The following is a 16700-nucleotide window of genomic DNA, read 5'->3' as shown; positions in this document are numbered from 1 at the left end:
CCTTGCTTCCTTCTTTTCCCCCCGCCGTATTGGCTTTAGCCGATGGCTCTTTATTTCCTGGTCTCAGTATCGGCGCCCCTGGCGAAACGACTGGTGAAGTGGTATTCAATACCGCTTTAACAGGCTATCAAGAGATCATTACCGATCCTAGTTATGCGCAGCAAATCGTTACATTGACCTATCCTCACATTGGGAATGTTGGTGTCAATGGCCAGGATGCCGAATCAGATCACATTCATGCAGCTGGTTTGGTAATCAAGGACCTCTCTAAGCGCGTCTCCAATTTTCGTTCTGAGGAGAGTTTGGATGTTTATCTCGCTAAAGCAGGAGTTGTCGGTATCTCTGGTATTGACACACGCAAACTTACCAGAATGCTGCGTGACAAAGGAGCCCAATCAGGCGCTATTGTTGCCGGCAAGATGGGCGATGACATGCAAGCACTCAGCACAAAGGCTCTTGCATTAGCAAAAGCGTTTCCAGGGATGTCTGGATTAGATTTGGCCAAAGTAGTAAGTGCTAAAAAGCCTTATCAGTGGCGCGAAGCGGAGTGGAATTTGCATGGCGCTGAAGACAAGCCTGCCTACGGCACTCTGGATCTGAGTAGACCTATTAAAAAAGTGGTGGCCTATGACTTTGGTGTGAAACGCAATATTTTGCGTATGCTGACCGAGCGTGGTTGTGAACTTACCGTGGTACCTGCGCAAACTAGCGCGGCAGAGGTATTGGCAATGAACCCTGACGGCGTTTTCTTCTCTAATGGCCCTGGTGATCCCGGTCCTTGTGATTACGCTATTGCTGCTGCAAAAGAAATCATTGAAAAAGGCATTCCAACTTTTGGCATCTGTTTGGGGCACCAAATTATGGGCTTGGCCGCTGGTGCTAAAACGTTGAAGATGAAGTTTGGGCACCATGGCGCCAACCATCCAGTGAAAGATCTCGATACTGGGCGCGTTGCCATCACTTCTCAAAACCATGGCTTCGCTGTAGATGCCCATTCCTTGCCAGACAATATTCGGGTGACGCACGTTTCTTTATTTGATGGATCATTACAAGGCCTTGCTTGGAAAGATAAGCCCGCTTTGTGTTTTCAGGGTCATCCAGAAGCTTCTCCTGGGCCTCACGATATTGCCTATTTGTTTGATCGTTTTGTGGAGCTAATGAATAGCGCGCAAGTTAGTAATAAAGGGGGCAAATAATGCCTAAGCGTAGTGATATTAAAAGCATCTTAATTATTGGTGCTGGTCCAATCGTGATTGGTCAGGCTTGTGAGTTTGACTATTCAGGTGCACAAGCTTGCAAAGCATTGCGTGATGAGGGTTACAAAGTCATTCTGGTAAACAGCAATCCTGCAACCATCATGACCGATCCGGAAATGGCAGATGTTACCTATATCGAACCCATTACCTGGGAGGTTGTAGAGCGCATCATTGCTACTGAAAAACCAGATGCCATTTTGCCAACGATGGGTGGGCAAACCGCTCTGAACTGCGCACTCGACTTGCATCGCCATGGCATTCTTGAGAAATATGGTTGTGAGTTAATCGGCGCTTCACCAGAGGCAATTGATAAGGCAGAAGATCGTCAGAAATTTAAAAATGCAATGACCAAAATTGGTCTAGGGTCTGCTAAGTCTGGTATTGCCCATTCAATGGATGAGGCGCACGAAGTGCAGCAACGCATTCAGAAAGAGACCGATAGTTTGGGTTTCCCAGTAGTGATTCGTCCTTCATTTACGATGGGTGGATCCGGTGGTGGCATTGCCTACAATCGTGAAGAGTTCGAAGAGATTTGTAAGCGCGGCTTAGATTTATCTCCAACAGGTGAGCTCTTGATTGAAGAGTCGCTATTGGGCTGGAAAGAATTCGAAATGGAAGTCGTGCGCGACCGTGCCGACAACTGCATCATCGTTTGTTCTATTGAGAACTTAGATCCAATGGGTGTGCATACCGGTGATTCCATTACCGTTGCGCCAGCGCAGACCTTAACGGATAAAGAGTATCAAATTTTGCGTAACGCTTCAATTGCTGTTTTGCGCGAAATAGGGGTAGATACTGGGGGCTCTAACGTACAGTTCTCTATAAACCCAGAAGATGGACGCATGATCGTCATTGAGATGAATCCGCGTGTATCCCGTTCATCTGCTTTAGCGTCCAAGGCAACGGGTTTTCCGATTGCGAAAATTGCCGCTAAGCTGGCGGTGGGTTACACCTTAGACGAGCTCAAGAATGATATTACTGGTGGTGCAACCCCCGCTTCTTTTGAGCCATCTATTGATTATGTTGTTACAAAGATTCCTCGCTTTGCATTTGAAAAATTCCCGCAAGCGGACTCTCGCTTAACAACGCAGATGAAATCGGTCGGTGAGGTGATGGCGATCGGCCGTACCTTCCAGGAGTCCTTCCAAAAAGCGTTGCGTGGTTTAGAGGTAGGTGTTGATGGTTTAGATGAGTTTTCAACTGACCTAGACGATATTATTCGAGAAATCGGTGAACCAGGTCCAGATCGCATTTGGTATTTGGCAGATGCCTTCCGCATGGGCATGGGTTTAGATGAAATTTTTGCTGAGACCAAAATAGATCCATGGTTCTTAGAGCAAATTGAAGAGCTGATCACGATGGAAGCAGAGCTCAAGCTTCGGAAGATTGATAGCTTATCCGCTTTAGAGTTGCGTTTCATCAAGCAAAAAGGATTTTCTGACCGCCGCTTGGGTAAATTATTGGGAGTTGATGCCTCTTCGGTTCGGGCAGCACGTCATCGCTTAAAGGTAGTGCCAATTTTTAAGCGGGTGGATACCTGCGCTGCAGAATTTTCGACTAACACTGCCTATTTGTATTCGACTTATGAAGCTGAGCATGGTGAGTGTGAATCTCAGCCGTCCAGCAAAGATAAGATTATGGTGTTGGGTGGTGGACCCAATCGAATTGGGCAGGGTATTGAGTTTGACTATTGCTGTGTTCACGCAGCGCTAGCACTTCGCGATGATGGTTACGAAACGATTATGGTGAACTGCAACCCAGAAACGGTTTCTACTGATTACGATACTTCGGATCGACTGTACTTTGAGCCTCTGACTTTGGAAGACGTATTAGAGATCGTTGCTATTGAAAAGCCTAAGGGTGTAATCGTGCAGTACGGTGGTCAAACGCCTTTGAAGCTTGCACTCGATCTCGAGGCTAATGGTGTACCGATTATTGGCACATCTCCAGACATGATTGATGCTGCCGAAGACCGTGAGCGTTTTCAAAAGCTGTTGCATGAGTTGAACTTACGCCAGCCACCAAATCGAACTGCCCGCGCTGAGGATGAGGCACTTAAGCTTGCTGAGGAAATTGGTTATCCATTAGTTGTTCGTCCATCCTACGTACTAGGTGGCCGTGCAATGGAAATCGTGCATGATGGAAGAGACCTCGAACGTTATATGCGTGAGGCAGTCAAAGTTTCTCACGACTCTCCGGTGCTCTTGGATCGCTTTTTAAATGATGCCATTGAGTGCGATGTTGACTGTATTAGCGATGGACAACGCGTCTTTATTGGTGGCGTGATGGAGCATATAGAGCAGGCTGGTGTCCACTCTGGTGATTCAGCATGCTCTTTGCCACCATATTCTTTATCAGATGAAACCGTTGCAGAGATTAAGCGTCAAACTGCGGCGATGGCAAAAGGCCTGAATGTCATTGGTCTGATGAATGTACAGTTTGCGATTCAGAATGTAGACGGTAAAGATGTCATCTATGTGCTTGAAGTGAATCCCCGCGCTTCCCGAACTGTGCCGTTTGTATCTAAGGCAACCGGTTTACAGCTAGCCAAAATAGCGGCGCGTTGTATGGTTGGTCAGACCCTGAATCAGCAAGGCATTAAAGAAGAGGTTAAGCCACCTTATTTCTCTGTCAAGGAAGCGGTATTTCCGTTTAATAAGTTCCCTGGCATTGATCCGATTCTGGGGCCTGAGATGCGCTCTACAGGTGAGGTGATGGGCGTTGGTAAAACCTTTGGTGAGGCGCTGTTTAAGTCACAACTCGGTGCGGGAATTAAGCTACCTAAGAGCGGAACAGTGGTGCTGACAGTGAAGGATAGCGATAAGCCTAAAGCAGTTGAAGTCGCCAAGCTGTTGCATCAACTGGGATTTCCGATGGTGGCTACGAAAGGTACCGCAGCTGCAATTGAGGCTGCTGGTTTACCGGTGCGCGTGGTGAACAAAGTAAAAGATGGTCGCCCCCATATTGTGGACTTGATCAAAAATGGTGAAATCTCATTGGTTTTCACAACAGTAGATGAAACGCGTACTGCAATTGCGGATTCACGCTCCATTAGAACCACTGCTCAAGCTAATAACGTGACTTACTACACCACTATCAGTGCTGCTCGCGCTGTAATGGACGGGTTGTTAGCATCTCAAAACGGTAGCAAAGAGTCTTTAGAAGTGTATGCCCTGCAAACACTGCATAAAACGCTTTCTCATTTAAGTTAGACTGGAAATATGAACTCTATCCCCATTACTAAAAACGGCGCAGAACTTCTCAAAGAAGAGTTACAGCGCTTAAAGCATGTTGAACGTCCAGCAGTGATTATTGCCATCTCTGAAGCGCGTGCTCAGGGCGATCTTTCTGAGAACGCTGAGTACGATGCCGCTAAAGAAAAGCAAGGATTTGTTGAGGGACGTATTCAGGAGCTTGAAGGTAAGCTGTCTGCTGCCCAGGTAATTGATCCTGCCTCTTTAGATGTTAATGGCCGTATCGTATTTGGCGCAACTGTCGATCTTGAAGACTTAGAAGATGGCACGAAATTCACATATCAAATCGTAGGCGATGATGAGGCCGATATTGCCTTTAATAAAATCTCTATTAGCTCTCCGATTGCGCGTGCTTTAATTAGCAAAGAAGAGGGTGATGTTGTAGCGGTTCAAGCACCGGCAGGCAATCGTCAAGTCGAGATATTGGCTGTGCGTTACGTTTAAAGGGCTTGTATGACCGCCTTAGATAGACCGCATCACTTAAGCGCTCAGCGACTCTTTACTCTGATCGCAGGATTATGGGTAGGCAGCCTCATCACGGTAGGCTATCTTGTGGCACCAGCCATCTTCAGTACGATGACCGATCGTCAAGCTGCCGGCATGGTTGCAGGTAGCATTTTCAAGATCGAAGCTTATCTTAGCGTCACCGTCTGCATCGGCTTGATGGTGTTAGCTAATTTATTGGTAAATCGGGGTCTTCATCAATTCAGGCTGATTCGTTGGCTGTTACTAGTCATGTTGTTTTGTTCTATTGGCGCAGCCTTTGTATTCATCCCTTGGATGAATACCCTCAGAGATAACGCGCTAACGCAAGGGATGCCCGTCATGCTTTCACCATCGGCTACCCTGTTTGGGAGGCTGCATGGCGTGTCAAGCGTTCTGTTTATGCTGCAGAGTACCTTAGGTATTTTTCTAGTATGGAAATTAACCCGTACGACTGCCAGAAGCGCAAGCCACGCTGTATCTTAGGCATTAAAAAACGCCGACTAGCGGCGTTGATCTTAAATTGAGGTAATTGGCTTTTAAGAGCCCAGTGTTTTTTTCTTGGTGCTGCTCATGCGTACTTTGCGCTTTTTAATCGGCGCTGCTGCAGGAGCTGCTTTACGGTAGCCAGGTGACGACCAGCCAATTTTGGACTCAGCAGCATCTGCGCGTAATACTCGCTTCTTGGGGGCTGCAGTTGTAGCAGTTGTAGCGCTTGCCGTCTTGACTGCCGCAGCTCTGGTAAAGGGCGACTTGCTAGCAGCAGAGCGTCTATCGGACCTTTCGGAAGTGCTAGTCCGAATACCCTCTTTAGATGAGGTGCGAACACCCTGTCGTTTGGTGCGAGGTGCTTGTAAGGACTTTTTGGTCTGCTTGTATGATCTGCCTAAATTGAGTAATGCAGTATCAATTTCTGCTTTTGGTTTCCAGATGACCAGAAGTTTGCCAATATGTTGCACTGGTGCGGCATCGAGTTTGTCGCAGAGCTCTTCATACATCGCTATGCGGGCATCACGTTCATCACCAAAAACACGAATTTTGATTAGGCCATGATGGGCAATAGCCAGCTTTGCCTCTTTAATTACTGCTGGAGTGAGGCCATCGCCACCGATCATGACAACAGGACTGAGGTCATGGGCTTGTGTTTTTAGCGATTTTCGTTGTGCGGGGGTAATGGTAAGTGCGGTCATGGGTCGATGATAGAGCATTCAGACTTGTAAAACAGGGCTTATGCCCCCAAATAGGGATATATAAATTAGTAATTCAGTGATTTACGGTCGATTCCTTTTGCCTTCGTAGCGATAAAGAAGGAAAATAGACCCCGAAAGTGAGTACCTTGTGGCAAAGAATAAATTTAATAAAAGTTGGTTACAGGATCACCTGCAAGATCCTTATGTCAAGATGGCTCAGAAAGAGGGCTATCGTGCTCGAGCAGTCTATAAGCTCAGTGAGATTGATGAGCAAGATCACCTGATTAAGGCGGGGATGACCGTAGTGGACCTGGGTAGTGCTCCAGGAAGCTGGTCTCAGTACGCGCGTAATCGTCTGACAGAACTAGGAAAAAATAACCCCCAAATTGAGTCTGGTAAGCCTGACGGCACCATTATTGCGATTGATATTCTTCCGATGGAGGAGATTGCAGACGTGAGTTTTATTCAGGGTGACTTTCGTGAGGATGAGGGCCTCCAGGCTCTAGAGGCGCTGTTACCAGCCAATTCTGGGGGAAAAGTAGATTTAGTACTCTCAGACATGGCGCCCAATCTCTCGGGAGTGGGAGTAGCTGATGCAGCGCGAATGGCCTTCTTGGCTGAAATCGCCCTCGATTTTTCTCTTGTGCACCTCAAGCCGGAGGGGGCTTTGCTCATCAAGTGCTTTAACGGTAGTGGCTATAGTCAAATCGTTGAGTCGTTCAAAAAAGTCTTTAAAACGGTTGCCTCCCGAAAGCCGAAGGCATCCAGAGCACGCTCATCGGAGATCTTCCTTTTAGGTAGAAACCTCAAGTTGCCTAAATAACCCCTTGAATATAGGGGATTATTAAATAAAACCCCGTCTAGCACTTGAAAAAGCCTGGTAGTAGAATCAAATACTTATTTATAGCAATCCGCTTTAACTCCCGGATTAATCCGGCAAAGGTCTCCTTTTGAATAGCAATATGTTGCAAAAAATCGGTGTGTGGCTCATTGTGGGCTTAGTCTTGTTTACTGTTTTCAAGCAGTTCGACAAGCCTAAGGAACAGAATCAGGTCACGTATTCCCAATTTATGGACGACGCTAAGGCTGGTAAAGTCAGGCGCGTGGATGTGCAAGGACGTACCTTGCAGGTAACCCCAAACGACGGTAGTAAGTATTCCATCATTACGCCAGGCGACATTTGGATGGTAGGCGACCTGATGAAGTACGGCGTGCAGGTAACGGGCAAAGCTGACGACGAGCCTAATTTATTGGTTTCTGCTTTGTACTACCTAGGACCTACTTTATTGATCATTGGATTTTGGTTTTTCATGATGCGCCAAATGCAAGGTGGCGGTAAAGGTGGCGCATTCTCGTTCGGTAAATCCAAGGCGCGCTTGATCGATGAAAACAGCAACACTGTGACCTTTGCAGATGTGGCAGGTTGCGATGAAGCCAAGGAAGAAGTCTTCGAAATTGTGGACTTTCTCAAGGATCCTCAGAAATTTCAGAAACTGGGTGGTCGTATTCCGCACGGTATCTTGCTCGTTGGCCCTCCTGGTACAGGTAAGACTTTGATAGCTCGTGCCATTGCTGGCGAAGCGAAAGTCCCTTTCTTTGCGATCTCGGGTTCTGACTTTGTTGAGATGTTTGTAGGCGTTGGCGCATCTCGTGTGCGTGACATGTTCGAGAATGCTAAGAAGAACTCTCCTTGCATCATCTTTATTGACGAGATTGACGCTGTGGGTCGTCATCGTGGCGCCGGTATGGGTGGCGGTAATGACGAGCGTGAGCAAACATTGAATCAGATGTTGGTGGAGATGGATGGCTTTGAAAGCAATAGCGGCGTTATCGTTGTTGCTGCAACCAACCGCTCTGATGTATTGGACCGCGCCTTGTTGCGTCCAGGACGTTTCGATCGCCAGGTTCATGTTGGCCTGCCAGATATTCGTGGTCGTGAGCAAATTTTGCAAGTGCATATGCGCAAAGTTCCAATTGATCCAGACGTTAACGCTGCTGTGTTGGCGCGTGGTACCCCTGGATTTTCAGGGGCAGATTTGGCGAACTTGGTAAATGAATCCGCCTTGTTTGCAGCCCGTCGTAATAAACGCGCGGTAGACATGAAGGACTTTGAGGACGCTAAAGATAAGATCTACATGGGCCCTGAGCGTAAATCTGCAGTCATGCGCGAGGAAGAGCGTCGCAATACGGCTTATCACGAGTCTGGGCATGCGGTGGTGGCTAAGTCATTGCCAAAGGCTGACCCTGTCCATAAGGTTACTATCATGCCCCGTGGCATGGCTCTGGGTGTGACTTGGCAGCTACCTGAGTTTGATCGTGTGAACTTATACAAAGATCGCATGATGGAAGAATTAGCGATTCTATTTGGTGGTCGCGCAGCAGAAGAAGTGTTTTTGAACTCCATGAGTACGGGTGCTTCTAATGACTTTGAACGTGCTACCAAAATGGCAAGGGATATGGTGACTCGTTACGGCATGAGCGATAGCTTGGGCACAATGGTCTATGTGGATACAGAGTCTGAGAGTATGTTCGGCCGCCAAAGCTCAAAGACAGTTTCTGAGTTGACTCAACAAAAAGTTGATGCAGAAATACGAGCACTAGTTGATAGCCAGTATGCTTTGGCTCGATCTATTCTGGAGCAAAACCGTGACAAGGTTGAGGCTATGGTCGCCGCTTTGTTAGAGATGGAGACTATTGATGCTGAGCAGATTACAGACATCATGGAAGGTCGTCCACCGCGCATGCCCAAGTTACCGGCTGCTACTACGTTTGGAAACTCTGCAGGGACAGCAGGACCTGCAGCTGGTAGTGCACCAGCGACTGCTTAGTCTTTTATAAGCCAACTTACTTAGTAGATGATGCATAACACTTTGCCCGCAACATGGCGTTGCGGGCATTTTCTTTTTGACTTTAGCAAGCGTAGGCGACCCTTGGTTATGGGCATCTTGAACACTACTCCTGATTCATTCTCAGATGGCGGGAAGTTTCGTAGTGTGACTGATGCGATAGCCCAAGCGGAGCGCATGATTGCTAACGGGGTAGACATCATTGATATCGGCGGCGAGTCTACTCGACCGGGTGCTGAACCTGTTTCTTTACAGGAAGAGTTGAGCCGTGTCTTGCCGGTGATTGAGGCGCTAAAAAATTGCGGTGTCGCACTGTCGATTGATACCTACAAAGCAGAAACAATGCGCCAAGCGCTGAAGTTGGGCGTTGACTGCGTAAACGATGTTTGGGCGCTAAGACAGGAGGGCGCTGTAGATGCTATTTTAGAAAACAGGGCTGACCAACCATGCGGCATTATCTTGATGCACATGCAGCGTGATCCACAGACAATGCAATTTGATCCGCATTATCAAGACGTCATTGCTGATGTGAAATCATTTCTGAATCAACGTGCGGCGCACTTAGTAGAAAAAGGCGTTGCTCCTGACAGCATTGTGATTGATCCTGGCTTTGGATTTGGTAAGAGTCTTGAGCATAATCTACAGATGCTTGCTCAATTTGAGCAATTCTCGCAATTAGGTTATTCCGTTTTAGCAGGGATTTCTCGCAAGTCGATGTTGGGTAAGTTGACGGGACGCGATACAAACGAAAGAGTTGCTCCTAGCATTGCTGCGGCCATTCTTGCGGCAGATCGAGGCGCCCGGATTATCCGAGTACACGATGTTCAGGAGACAGTAGATGCACTCAAGCTCTGGGAGGCTGTTCAAGACTAGTGCTGTCGTATCTGCAAAGCTTGATGGCAGTAAGTTTTATAATCAACTCCATGAAAAAACAATACTTTGGTACTGACGGTATTCGCGGTGAAGTAGGGCAATTTCCGATTGTCCCTGAGTTCATGACGCGCCTTGGATATGCTGCTGGCAAAGTATTAACCCGGGCTGCCAAACCGGGAGAGCGCTGTAAGATTTTGATTGGTAAAGACACGCGGGTATCGGGCTATTTGTTGGAGGCCTCCTTGGAGGCGGGTTTTGCAGCTGCTGGGGTGGATGTCATGCTTTGCGGCCCTATTCCGACCCCAGGGGTTGCTTACCTCACTAAGGCTTTACGGCTCTCTGCAGGCCTAGTGATTTCTGCATCTCATAATCCATATCAAGATAACGGCATTAAGTTCTTTTCTGCGATGGGCGATAAGCTTTCAGATGATTTTGAGCTAGCAATTGAGGCTGAGCTAGAGCTACCAATGGGCTGCGTTAGCTCTGAAGAGCTAGGTAAAGCCTTTCGTATTGATGATGCGGCAGGGCGCTATATCGAGTTTTGTAAGTCTACCTTTCCGGGAGAGTTGAATCTCAAGGGAATGAAATTGGTTGTCGACTGTGCCAATGGCGCCTCTTATCACATTGCTCCTCATGTTTTTCATGAGCTAGGGGCCGAAGTAATCTCTATCGGAGTGAGCCCAAATGGGCGCAATATTAATGATGGGTGTGGCGCTACTGCGCCAGCAGCTTTAGTTGCCAAGGTCAAAGAAGTAGGCGCCGATCTGGGTATTGCTCTAGACGGTGACGCAGACCGCCTGCAAATGGTCGATGCTACTGGGCGACTGTTTAATGGAGATGAATTACTTTACGTCCTTACTAAAGATCGCATTGCCAGAGGGCAGGCTTTAGGTGGTGTTGTGGGTACCTTAATGACCAACTTGGCTGTAGAAAATGCCATTAAAGAGTTTGGTATTGAATTTGAGCGTGCCAATGTCGGCGATCGCTATGTCTTAGAGTTACTCAAGCAAAAGGGGTGGATATTAGGCGGTGAAGGTTCTGGGCATTTACTCTGCCTAGATCAGCATTCCACCGGTGATGGCACCATTGCAGCGCTACAAGTGTTAGCTGCCATGATTCATCACAAGCAAACTCTGGCGCAGTTACTAGGGACAGTCCAGATTTTCCCGCAGGTGCTACTCAATGTTCGCTATCGGGCTGGTTATAACTGGACAATAGACGAAGCCCTCCAGGCTCAGATCACACTAGTTGAGAGCGATCTAGAGGATCAGGGTAGGGTATTAATTCGTGCATCTGGCACGGAGCCTCTTTTACGGGTGATGGTTGAGACGAAAGATGGTGATGTTGCTATGAGTGCTGCTAAGAGTATTGCTAACCTGGTGCCAACTATTTAGTCGTTACAGGTAATCCCTTTAGAGGTGAGGGTAACTTAAAATTTAATGAGAGAAATTCATTTGAAATCTAGATTATTGCTGTGGGGTGCATTACTCTTATTCGGCCTCGTACACATTACTCCAGTAAGCGCTGAGAGCGCTCTAACGAAACCCAAAAACATTATTATTTTATTTGCTGACGGCACCACTAGTGCTCAATACGAGTTTGGTCGCTATTCCAGTTCTCAATTGCGTCAACAGCCTTTTGCTATTACTGATGTTGTGATGGCTAAGGGCAGCTATCAACTTATGAGAACGGAATCTGCCAATTATTTTGTAACGGATTCAGCTGCGGCAGCATCTGCAATGTCCACAGGTTACAAAGTAAATAATGGGGTGATTTCGGTAACTCCAGATGGGAGCATGCCGCCAACCTTAATGCAGATTGCCAAACATCAAGGTAAGCGGATTGGTTTGATCAGCACGGCCCCCATTCATGATGCCAGCCCGGCTGCTTTTAGTGTGCATGCAAAATCACGTCGCGACCATCAATCTATCGTAGACCAATATGTTGCCCTTGCGCCCGAAGTATTGATGGGTGGAGGTACGAATTTCTTCTTACCTAATTCAGTGCCAGGCGGAAAACGCCAAGACGGCAAGAATGTAATCGAGGTATTACAAACTCAGGGTTATCAATATGTTAATTCGCCTGCTGCACTTTCTCAGGTCAATTCTTCAAAGGTATTGGGATTATTTGCGGACGAAGATTTAGACTATGAGATTGATCGCAATCCACAAGAAACGCCTAGTTTGGCCCAGATGCTTACCATCGCTCTGCAGGCATTGAGTATTAGTAATAAAAAATCTAAAAATACTGGCTTTGTTTTATTTGCTGAGAATGAAAACACTGATTCTGCCGGCCATCAAAATGATGTTGCTGCATTAATGCGAGATTTATGGGCATTTGATGATGCCGTCAAGATCGCTATTGAGTTTCAGAAAAAGAATCCAGATACCTTGATTATTGTGACTGGAGACCATGAGACGGGTGGATTTGCTCCGACTTATGGCCGTAAAAATCTAGGGCCTGCAGGTACGGCCAATTATTTGAATGTGAATGTAGCTCAATTACAGCAAATTGAGCAATTTAAGATGTCGCTTGATGAGTTTTCGAAGAGATATAAGGCACAGATAAAGCAGTCTAAAAGTCTTCAAGAGTTAGATACCTTCCTCTCAAACTTACTACAACAAGGCTTTCCTGGCTTAACTTTAGATGACGATTTGCGTCAAAAGATTCTTACTGCGGGACAGCTAGGGGCGAATTCAAATTACCTACCCTCAAATATTCTTGCCTTAGCCATTGCTCGACAAACAGGTTTTTATTGGGCTAGCTCTGGGCATACGCCTGCACCCGTTACTGTAGCCGCGATTGGTCCAGGAGCACACCTTTTTAAGGGGTATGAGGACAATACCGCTTTTGCCAAGAAATTGCAGGCCCTACTAGGGCAAAAATAGACATCAACATCATTAAAAATGTGTTTTGTCATAAAAGCGTCATAGATAGCCCGTATCGTTCTAATAACGCGATATTGCGTTATTTATCTGAGGACAGATCTATATGAAATCTTTTTTGAAAACAGCGCTAGTGATTAGCGCAATTTCAATTGCTCCAGCTGCTTTTGCATTAGATATGACTGGCGCGGGCGCAACTTTTCCTTACCCTATTTATGCTAAGTGGGCCGAGGCTTATAAAGCGAAGACTGGCAATAAATTGAATTATCAATCCATTGGCTCATCCGGTGGTGTCAAACAAATTAAAGCCAAAACAGTAGATTTCGGTGCAACCGATAACCCAGTTAAATTTGAAGATTTAGAAAAAGATGGCTTAGTACAGTTTCCAGCAATTATTGGTGGTGTTGTGCCAGTCATTAACATCGAAGGTGTGAAGCCATATGAGCTGAAACTCTCACCAGATACACTCTCTGACATTTTCCAGGGTGCAATCACTAACTGGAACGATAGACGTATCGTCCTAAATAACCCAGGTATGAAAATGCCTGATTTGCCAATTACCGTAGTGCATCGCGCTGATGGATCGGGCACAACCGCTATCTTTACGAATTACTTGGCTAAAGTGAGTCAGAACTGGAAAGATTCCGTTGGAGAAGGCGCTGCAGTGAAGTGGCCAGCAGTATCTTCAGTGGGCGGTAAAGGTAATGAGGGGGTAGCGGCAAACGTTCTGCGCGTCAAAGGAGCAATTGGTTACGTTGAGTATGCTTATGCCAAGAAAAACAAAATGACCAGCGTTTCCATGAAAAATAAGGATGGACAATTTGTTCAGCCTGATGATGTGACCTTTGCAGCAGCTGCAGCCGGTACTGATTGGTCAAAGGTTCCAGGTATGGGTACATTTATTACTAATGCTCCTGGTGCAAAATCATGGCCAATTACTGGTGCTTCATTCATTCTCGTATACAAGACACCTGAAAATAAGACTAACGTTGCTGAAGTCCTCAAGTTCTTTGACTTTGCTTTCAAAGATGGCAAGAAGATGGCTGAAGAGCTCGATTATGTTGCGATGCCAGATGAGACTACAGACTTCATCCGTAAGAATGTATTTACAAAGGTAGTAACTAAGTAAAATAGACCAAGTGTCTACTTTAGTGATCGATGTAAAACAGCCCCACTTATCGTGGGGCTGTTTCAATATTTAATAAGTGTATTGATGATGGAATTAACTCAGTCTCATTCAGCACCAACACCGCAAGCTTTGCGTATCGCAAAGTTACAGCGTGTGCAGGATTTTTTATTTCATCGGATTACTCAATTTTTTGCCTTATCAGTCTTAATTGCCTTAGTGGGAATTATGGTGTCTTTGGCTAGCAATGCCTGGCCTGCACTCAGTACTTTTGGGATCGGTTTTTTCTTTACCCAAGAGTGGGACATTGTGAATGGTGAGTTTGGTGGATTAATTGCAATCTACGGCACCTTGGTCACCTCTTTAATTGCTCTGCTGATAGCCGTCCCATTGAGCTTTGGGATTGCTGTATTTTTGACTGAGCTTTGCCCATCCCCTTTGCGTAGACCCTTAGGTACCGCAGTGGAACTACTCGCTGCCGTTCCATCGATTATCTACGGAATGTTTGGTCTATTTATTTTCGCTCCATTATTTGCTGACTACATTCAGCCGGCATTAGCCGCCACTTTAGGTCAAATTCCGGGCTTTGGTATTTTATTCTCTGGTGCTTTTAACGGAATCGGTATCTTGTGTGCCGGCTTAATCTTGGCGATGATGATTCTGCCTTTTATTGCTTCTGTGATGCGTGATGTCTTTGAAATTGTTCCCCCGGTTCTTAAAGAGTCAGCTTACGGTATCGGTTGCACCACTTGGGAAGTAGTCAAAAATGTTGTGCTTCCGTATACCAAAGCAGGTGTTATTGGTGGTGTGATGCTGGGCCTAGGCAGAGCGCTTGGTGAGACGATGGCGGTTACCTTTGTGATTGGTAATGCCCATCGCTTGTCCCCATCTCTATTTGCACCAGGTACATCAATTGCTTCAACGCTCGCTAACGAATTTGGTGAGGCAGAGGCGGGCAATCATTTGTCGTCTTTGTTTGCGCTGGGCCTAGCCCTCTTCATTATTACTTTTATTGTCTTAGCCTGCGCCAAGTGGATGTTAAGCAGCATGGAGAAAAAGCAGGGATTAAAAACATGAACAATTTTTCTAATATTGATCCAAGTATTTTTGCAAAACGTAAGCGTAAAAATAGGATTGGCCTGACCTTATCCACCGTTGCGATGACTCTGGGTATGATTTTTTTGATGTGGATTCTTTCTGTACTGTTTTTTAAGGGATTTTCTGCATTGGGTTTAAGTCTCTTCACGCAAAGCACACCAGCCCCTGGCTCTGAAGGGGGTGGCCTAGCAAATGCCATTGTCGGCAGCTTAATGTTGGTTGGTTGCTGCACCATAATTAGTACACCGATTGGCGTATTGGCAGGGCTATATCTTTCCGAGTACGGTGATCGTAGTAGGATTGCTGCTATAACCCGATTCGTTACTGACATTATGTTGTCTGCCCCATCGATCGTTATTGGTCTGTTTGTGTATGCATTTGTTGTCGCTCAAGTAAGGCATTTTTCTGGCTGGGCGGGCACCATTGCATTGGCTTTGATCGCTATTCCTGTAGTGGTTCGTACAACTGAGAATATGTTGCGTTTAGTTCCAGGAAGTTTGCGTGAGGCGGCCTATGCCTTAGGTACGCCTAAATGGAAGGTGGCTTTTATGATCACCTTGAGGGCGGCCCAAAGTGGTGTGATGACCGGTATTTTATTATCCCTTGCTCGGGTGAGTGGTGAAACAGCGCCCTTGTTATTCACGGCACTGAATAACCAATTCTTCTCTACTAATATGAATGCGCCCATGGCCAACTTACCGGTAGTGATATTTCAGTTTGCGATGAGTCCATACGACAACTGGGTTGAGCTAGCTTGGGGCGGAGCCTTATTAATCACTTTCGCAGTCTTGGGTCTGAATATCCTGGCTCGCGTAGTATTTCGTCAGAAGGTTCAAGGATGAGTAATATGAAAACAATGTTTGATTTAAGGCAGTCTGATGGTCAGGAAGTTAGCGTCGATTCAAATGGTAATCAAGCCCCCTCTCAAGTGGCGGTTAATGCCCTTGAAGTGCGTAACCTCAATTTCTTTTATGGGTCATTTCAAGGTCTAAAAGATATCAATCTCAATATTGAGCAGGGTAAAGTTACTGCGTTTATTGGGCCCTCTGGTTGCGGTAAGTCGACTCTACTTCGAACTTTCAATCGAATGTATGACCTTTACCCTGGGCAGCGTGCAGAAGGGGAGATCAGTTTTTATGGTCAAAATATTCTCGAATCAGGGCAAGATTTAAATTTACTCCGCTCTCGAATTGGAATGGTTTTTCAAAAACCGACTCCTTTTCCAATGTCAATTTATGAAAATATTGCCTTTGGGGTGCGCCTATATGAAAAGCTTTCACGCTCTGAAATGGATGAGCGAGTAGAGTGGGCCTTAAACAAAGCTGCTCTGTGGAATGAGGCTAAAGATAAGCTTAATCAAAGCGGTCTATCCCTATCGGGCGGCCAGCAACAGCGCTTATGTATTGCTCGCAGTGTTGCGGTTAAGCCCTCAGTGATGTTATTAGATGAGCCAACTTCAGCATTAGACCCTATCTCTACCGGCAAAATTGAGGAATTAATTAATGAGCTTAAGCATGAGTACACGATTGCGATTGTGACCCATAATATGCAGCAGGCAGCCCGCGTTTCAGATTACACGGCCTATATGTACCTTGGCAATTTAGTAGAGTTCGGTAAAACAGATGAAATTTTCATCAAGCCACAGCGCAAAGAAACCGAAGATTACATCACCGGCCGTTTCGGTTAATT

The 16700-nt window shown here is 46.3% G+C and carries 14 protein-coding genes; 13 read left to right on the top strand and 1 reads right to left on the bottom strand.

Annotation, left to right across the window (positions count from 1 at the left end; translation table 11 throughout):
* The first annotated feature begins 2 nt into the window (after positions 1 to 2).
* The 4 genes from carA to B0G85_RS08900 are packed head-to-tail and all read left to right on the top strand — an operon-like array spanning position 3 to position 5479.
* The gene (carA, locus tag B0G85_RS08915; RefSeq protein ID WP_100380184.1) at positions 3 to 1196 is read left to right on the top strand and encodes a glutamine-hydrolyzing carbamoyl-phosphate synthase small subunit; all 1194 of its coding nucleotides are present in this window, start codon (positions 3 to 5) and stop codon (positions 1194 to 1196) included.
* On the top strand, positions 1196 to 4468 hold the full coding sequence (gene carB, locus B0G85_RS08910) for a carbamoyl-phosphate synthase large subunit (RefSeq protein ID WP_100380111.1): 3273 nt from the start codon (positions 1196 to 1198) through the stop codon (positions 4466 to 4468). The genes carA and carB overlap by 1 nt, the downstream gene beginning before the upstream one ends.
* Before the next feature lie 9 nt (positions 4469 to 4477).
* Positions 4478 to 4954 carry a transcription elongation factor GreA gene (gene greA / locus B0G85_RS08905; RefSeq protein WP_100380110.1) on the top strand — a complete coding sequence of 159 codons (477 nt, stop codon included), beginning with the start codon at positions 4478 to 4480 and terminating at the stop codon, positions 4952 to 4954.
* Between the two features lie 9 nt (positions 4955 to 4963).
* Positions 4964 to 5479 carry a DUF4149 domain-containing protein gene (locus B0G85_RS08900; protein ID WP_100380109.1) on the top strand — a complete coding sequence of 172 codons (516 nt, stop codon included), beginning with the start codon at positions 4964 to 4966 and terminating at the stop codon, positions 5477 to 5479.
* 53 nt (positions 5480 to 5532) lie between these two features.
* On the opposite strand, the gene B0G85_RS08895 is transcribed toward B0G85_RS08900, so the two are convergent.
* Complete coding sequence (locus tag B0G85_RS08895) at positions 5533 to 6183, bottom strand: YhbY family RNA-binding protein (protein WP_100380183.1); 651 nt, start codon at positions 6181 to 6183, stop codon at positions 5533 to 5535.
* A 148-nt stretch (positions 6184 to 6331) separates the two neighbouring features.
* On the opposite strand from B0G85_RS08895, the gene B0G85_RS08890 reads away from it, so the two are divergent.
* The 9 genes from B0G85_RS08890 (at position 6332) to pstB (ending at position 16698) form a co-directional block, all read left to right on the top strand.
* Entirely contained in the window at positions 6332 to 7006 is a 675-nt protein-coding gene (locus tag B0G85_RS08890) for an RlmE family RNA methyltransferase (RefSeq protein ID WP_100380108.1), read from the top strand.
* A 127-nt stretch (positions 7007 to 7133) separates the two neighbouring features.
* Complete coding sequence (gene ftsH / locus B0G85_RS08885; protein ID WP_198508792.1) at positions 7134 to 9011, top strand: ATP-dependent zinc metalloprotease FtsH; 1878 nt, start codon at positions 7134 to 7136, stop codon at positions 9009 to 9011.
* A 27-nt stretch (positions 9012 to 9038) separates the two neighbouring features.
* Complete coding sequence (folP, locus tag B0G85_RS08880; protein WP_415836319.1) at positions 9039 to 9902, top strand: dihydropteroate synthase; 864 nt, start codon at positions 9039 to 9041, stop codon at positions 9900 to 9902.
* A gap of 50 nt (positions 9903 to 9952) precedes the next feature.
* The gene (gene glmM / locus B0G85_RS08875) at positions 9953 to 11296 is read left to right on the top strand and encodes a phosphoglucosamine mutase (RefSeq protein WP_100380106.1); all 1344 of its coding nucleotides are present in this window, start codon (positions 9953 to 9955) and stop codon (positions 11294 to 11296) included.
* Positions 11297 to 11356: 60 nt separating this feature from the next.
* Complete coding sequence (locus tag B0G85_RS08870) at positions 11357 to 12790, top strand: alkaline phosphatase (protein WP_157799309.1); 1434 nt, start codon at positions 11357 to 11359, stop codon at positions 12788 to 12790.
* Between the two features lie 103 nt (positions 12791 to 12893).
* Complete coding sequence (gene pstS, locus B0G85_RS08865; protein WP_100380104.1) at positions 12894 to 13916, top strand: phosphate ABC transporter substrate-binding protein PstS; 1023 nt, start codon at positions 12894 to 12896, stop codon at positions 13914 to 13916.
* An 87-nt stretch (positions 13917 to 14003) separates the two neighbouring features.
* The gene (gene pstC, locus B0G85_RS08860; RefSeq protein ID WP_198508794.1) at positions 14004 to 14990 is read left to right on the top strand and encodes a phosphate ABC transporter permease subunit PstC; all 987 of its coding nucleotides are present in this window, start codon (positions 14004 to 14006) and stop codon (positions 14988 to 14990) included.
* A complete protein-coding gene (gene pstA, locus B0G85_RS08855) occupies positions 14987 to 15853 on the top strand; it encodes a phosphate ABC transporter permease PstA (RefSeq protein ID WP_100380102.1) in 867 nt (288 codons plus the stop codon). The genes pstC and pstA overlap by 4 nt, the downstream gene beginning before the upstream one ends.
* 5 nt (positions 15854 to 15858) lie before the next feature.
* Positions 15859 to 16698, top strand: coding sequence for a phosphate ABC transporter ATP-binding protein PstB (pstB, locus tag B0G85_RS08850; protein WP_198508791.1), 840 nt, complete (start codon positions 15859 to 15861; stop codon positions 16696 to 16698).
* Positions 16699 to 16700 lie beyond the last annotated feature (2 nt).

Source organism: Polynucleobacter brandtiae (assembly GCF_002797575.1).
GTDB lineage: Bacteria > Pseudomonadota > Gammaproteobacteria > Burkholderiales > Burkholderiaceae > Polynucleobacter > Polynucleobacter brandtiae.
This window is presented reverse-complemented; position numbering and strand designations above follow the sequence as displayed.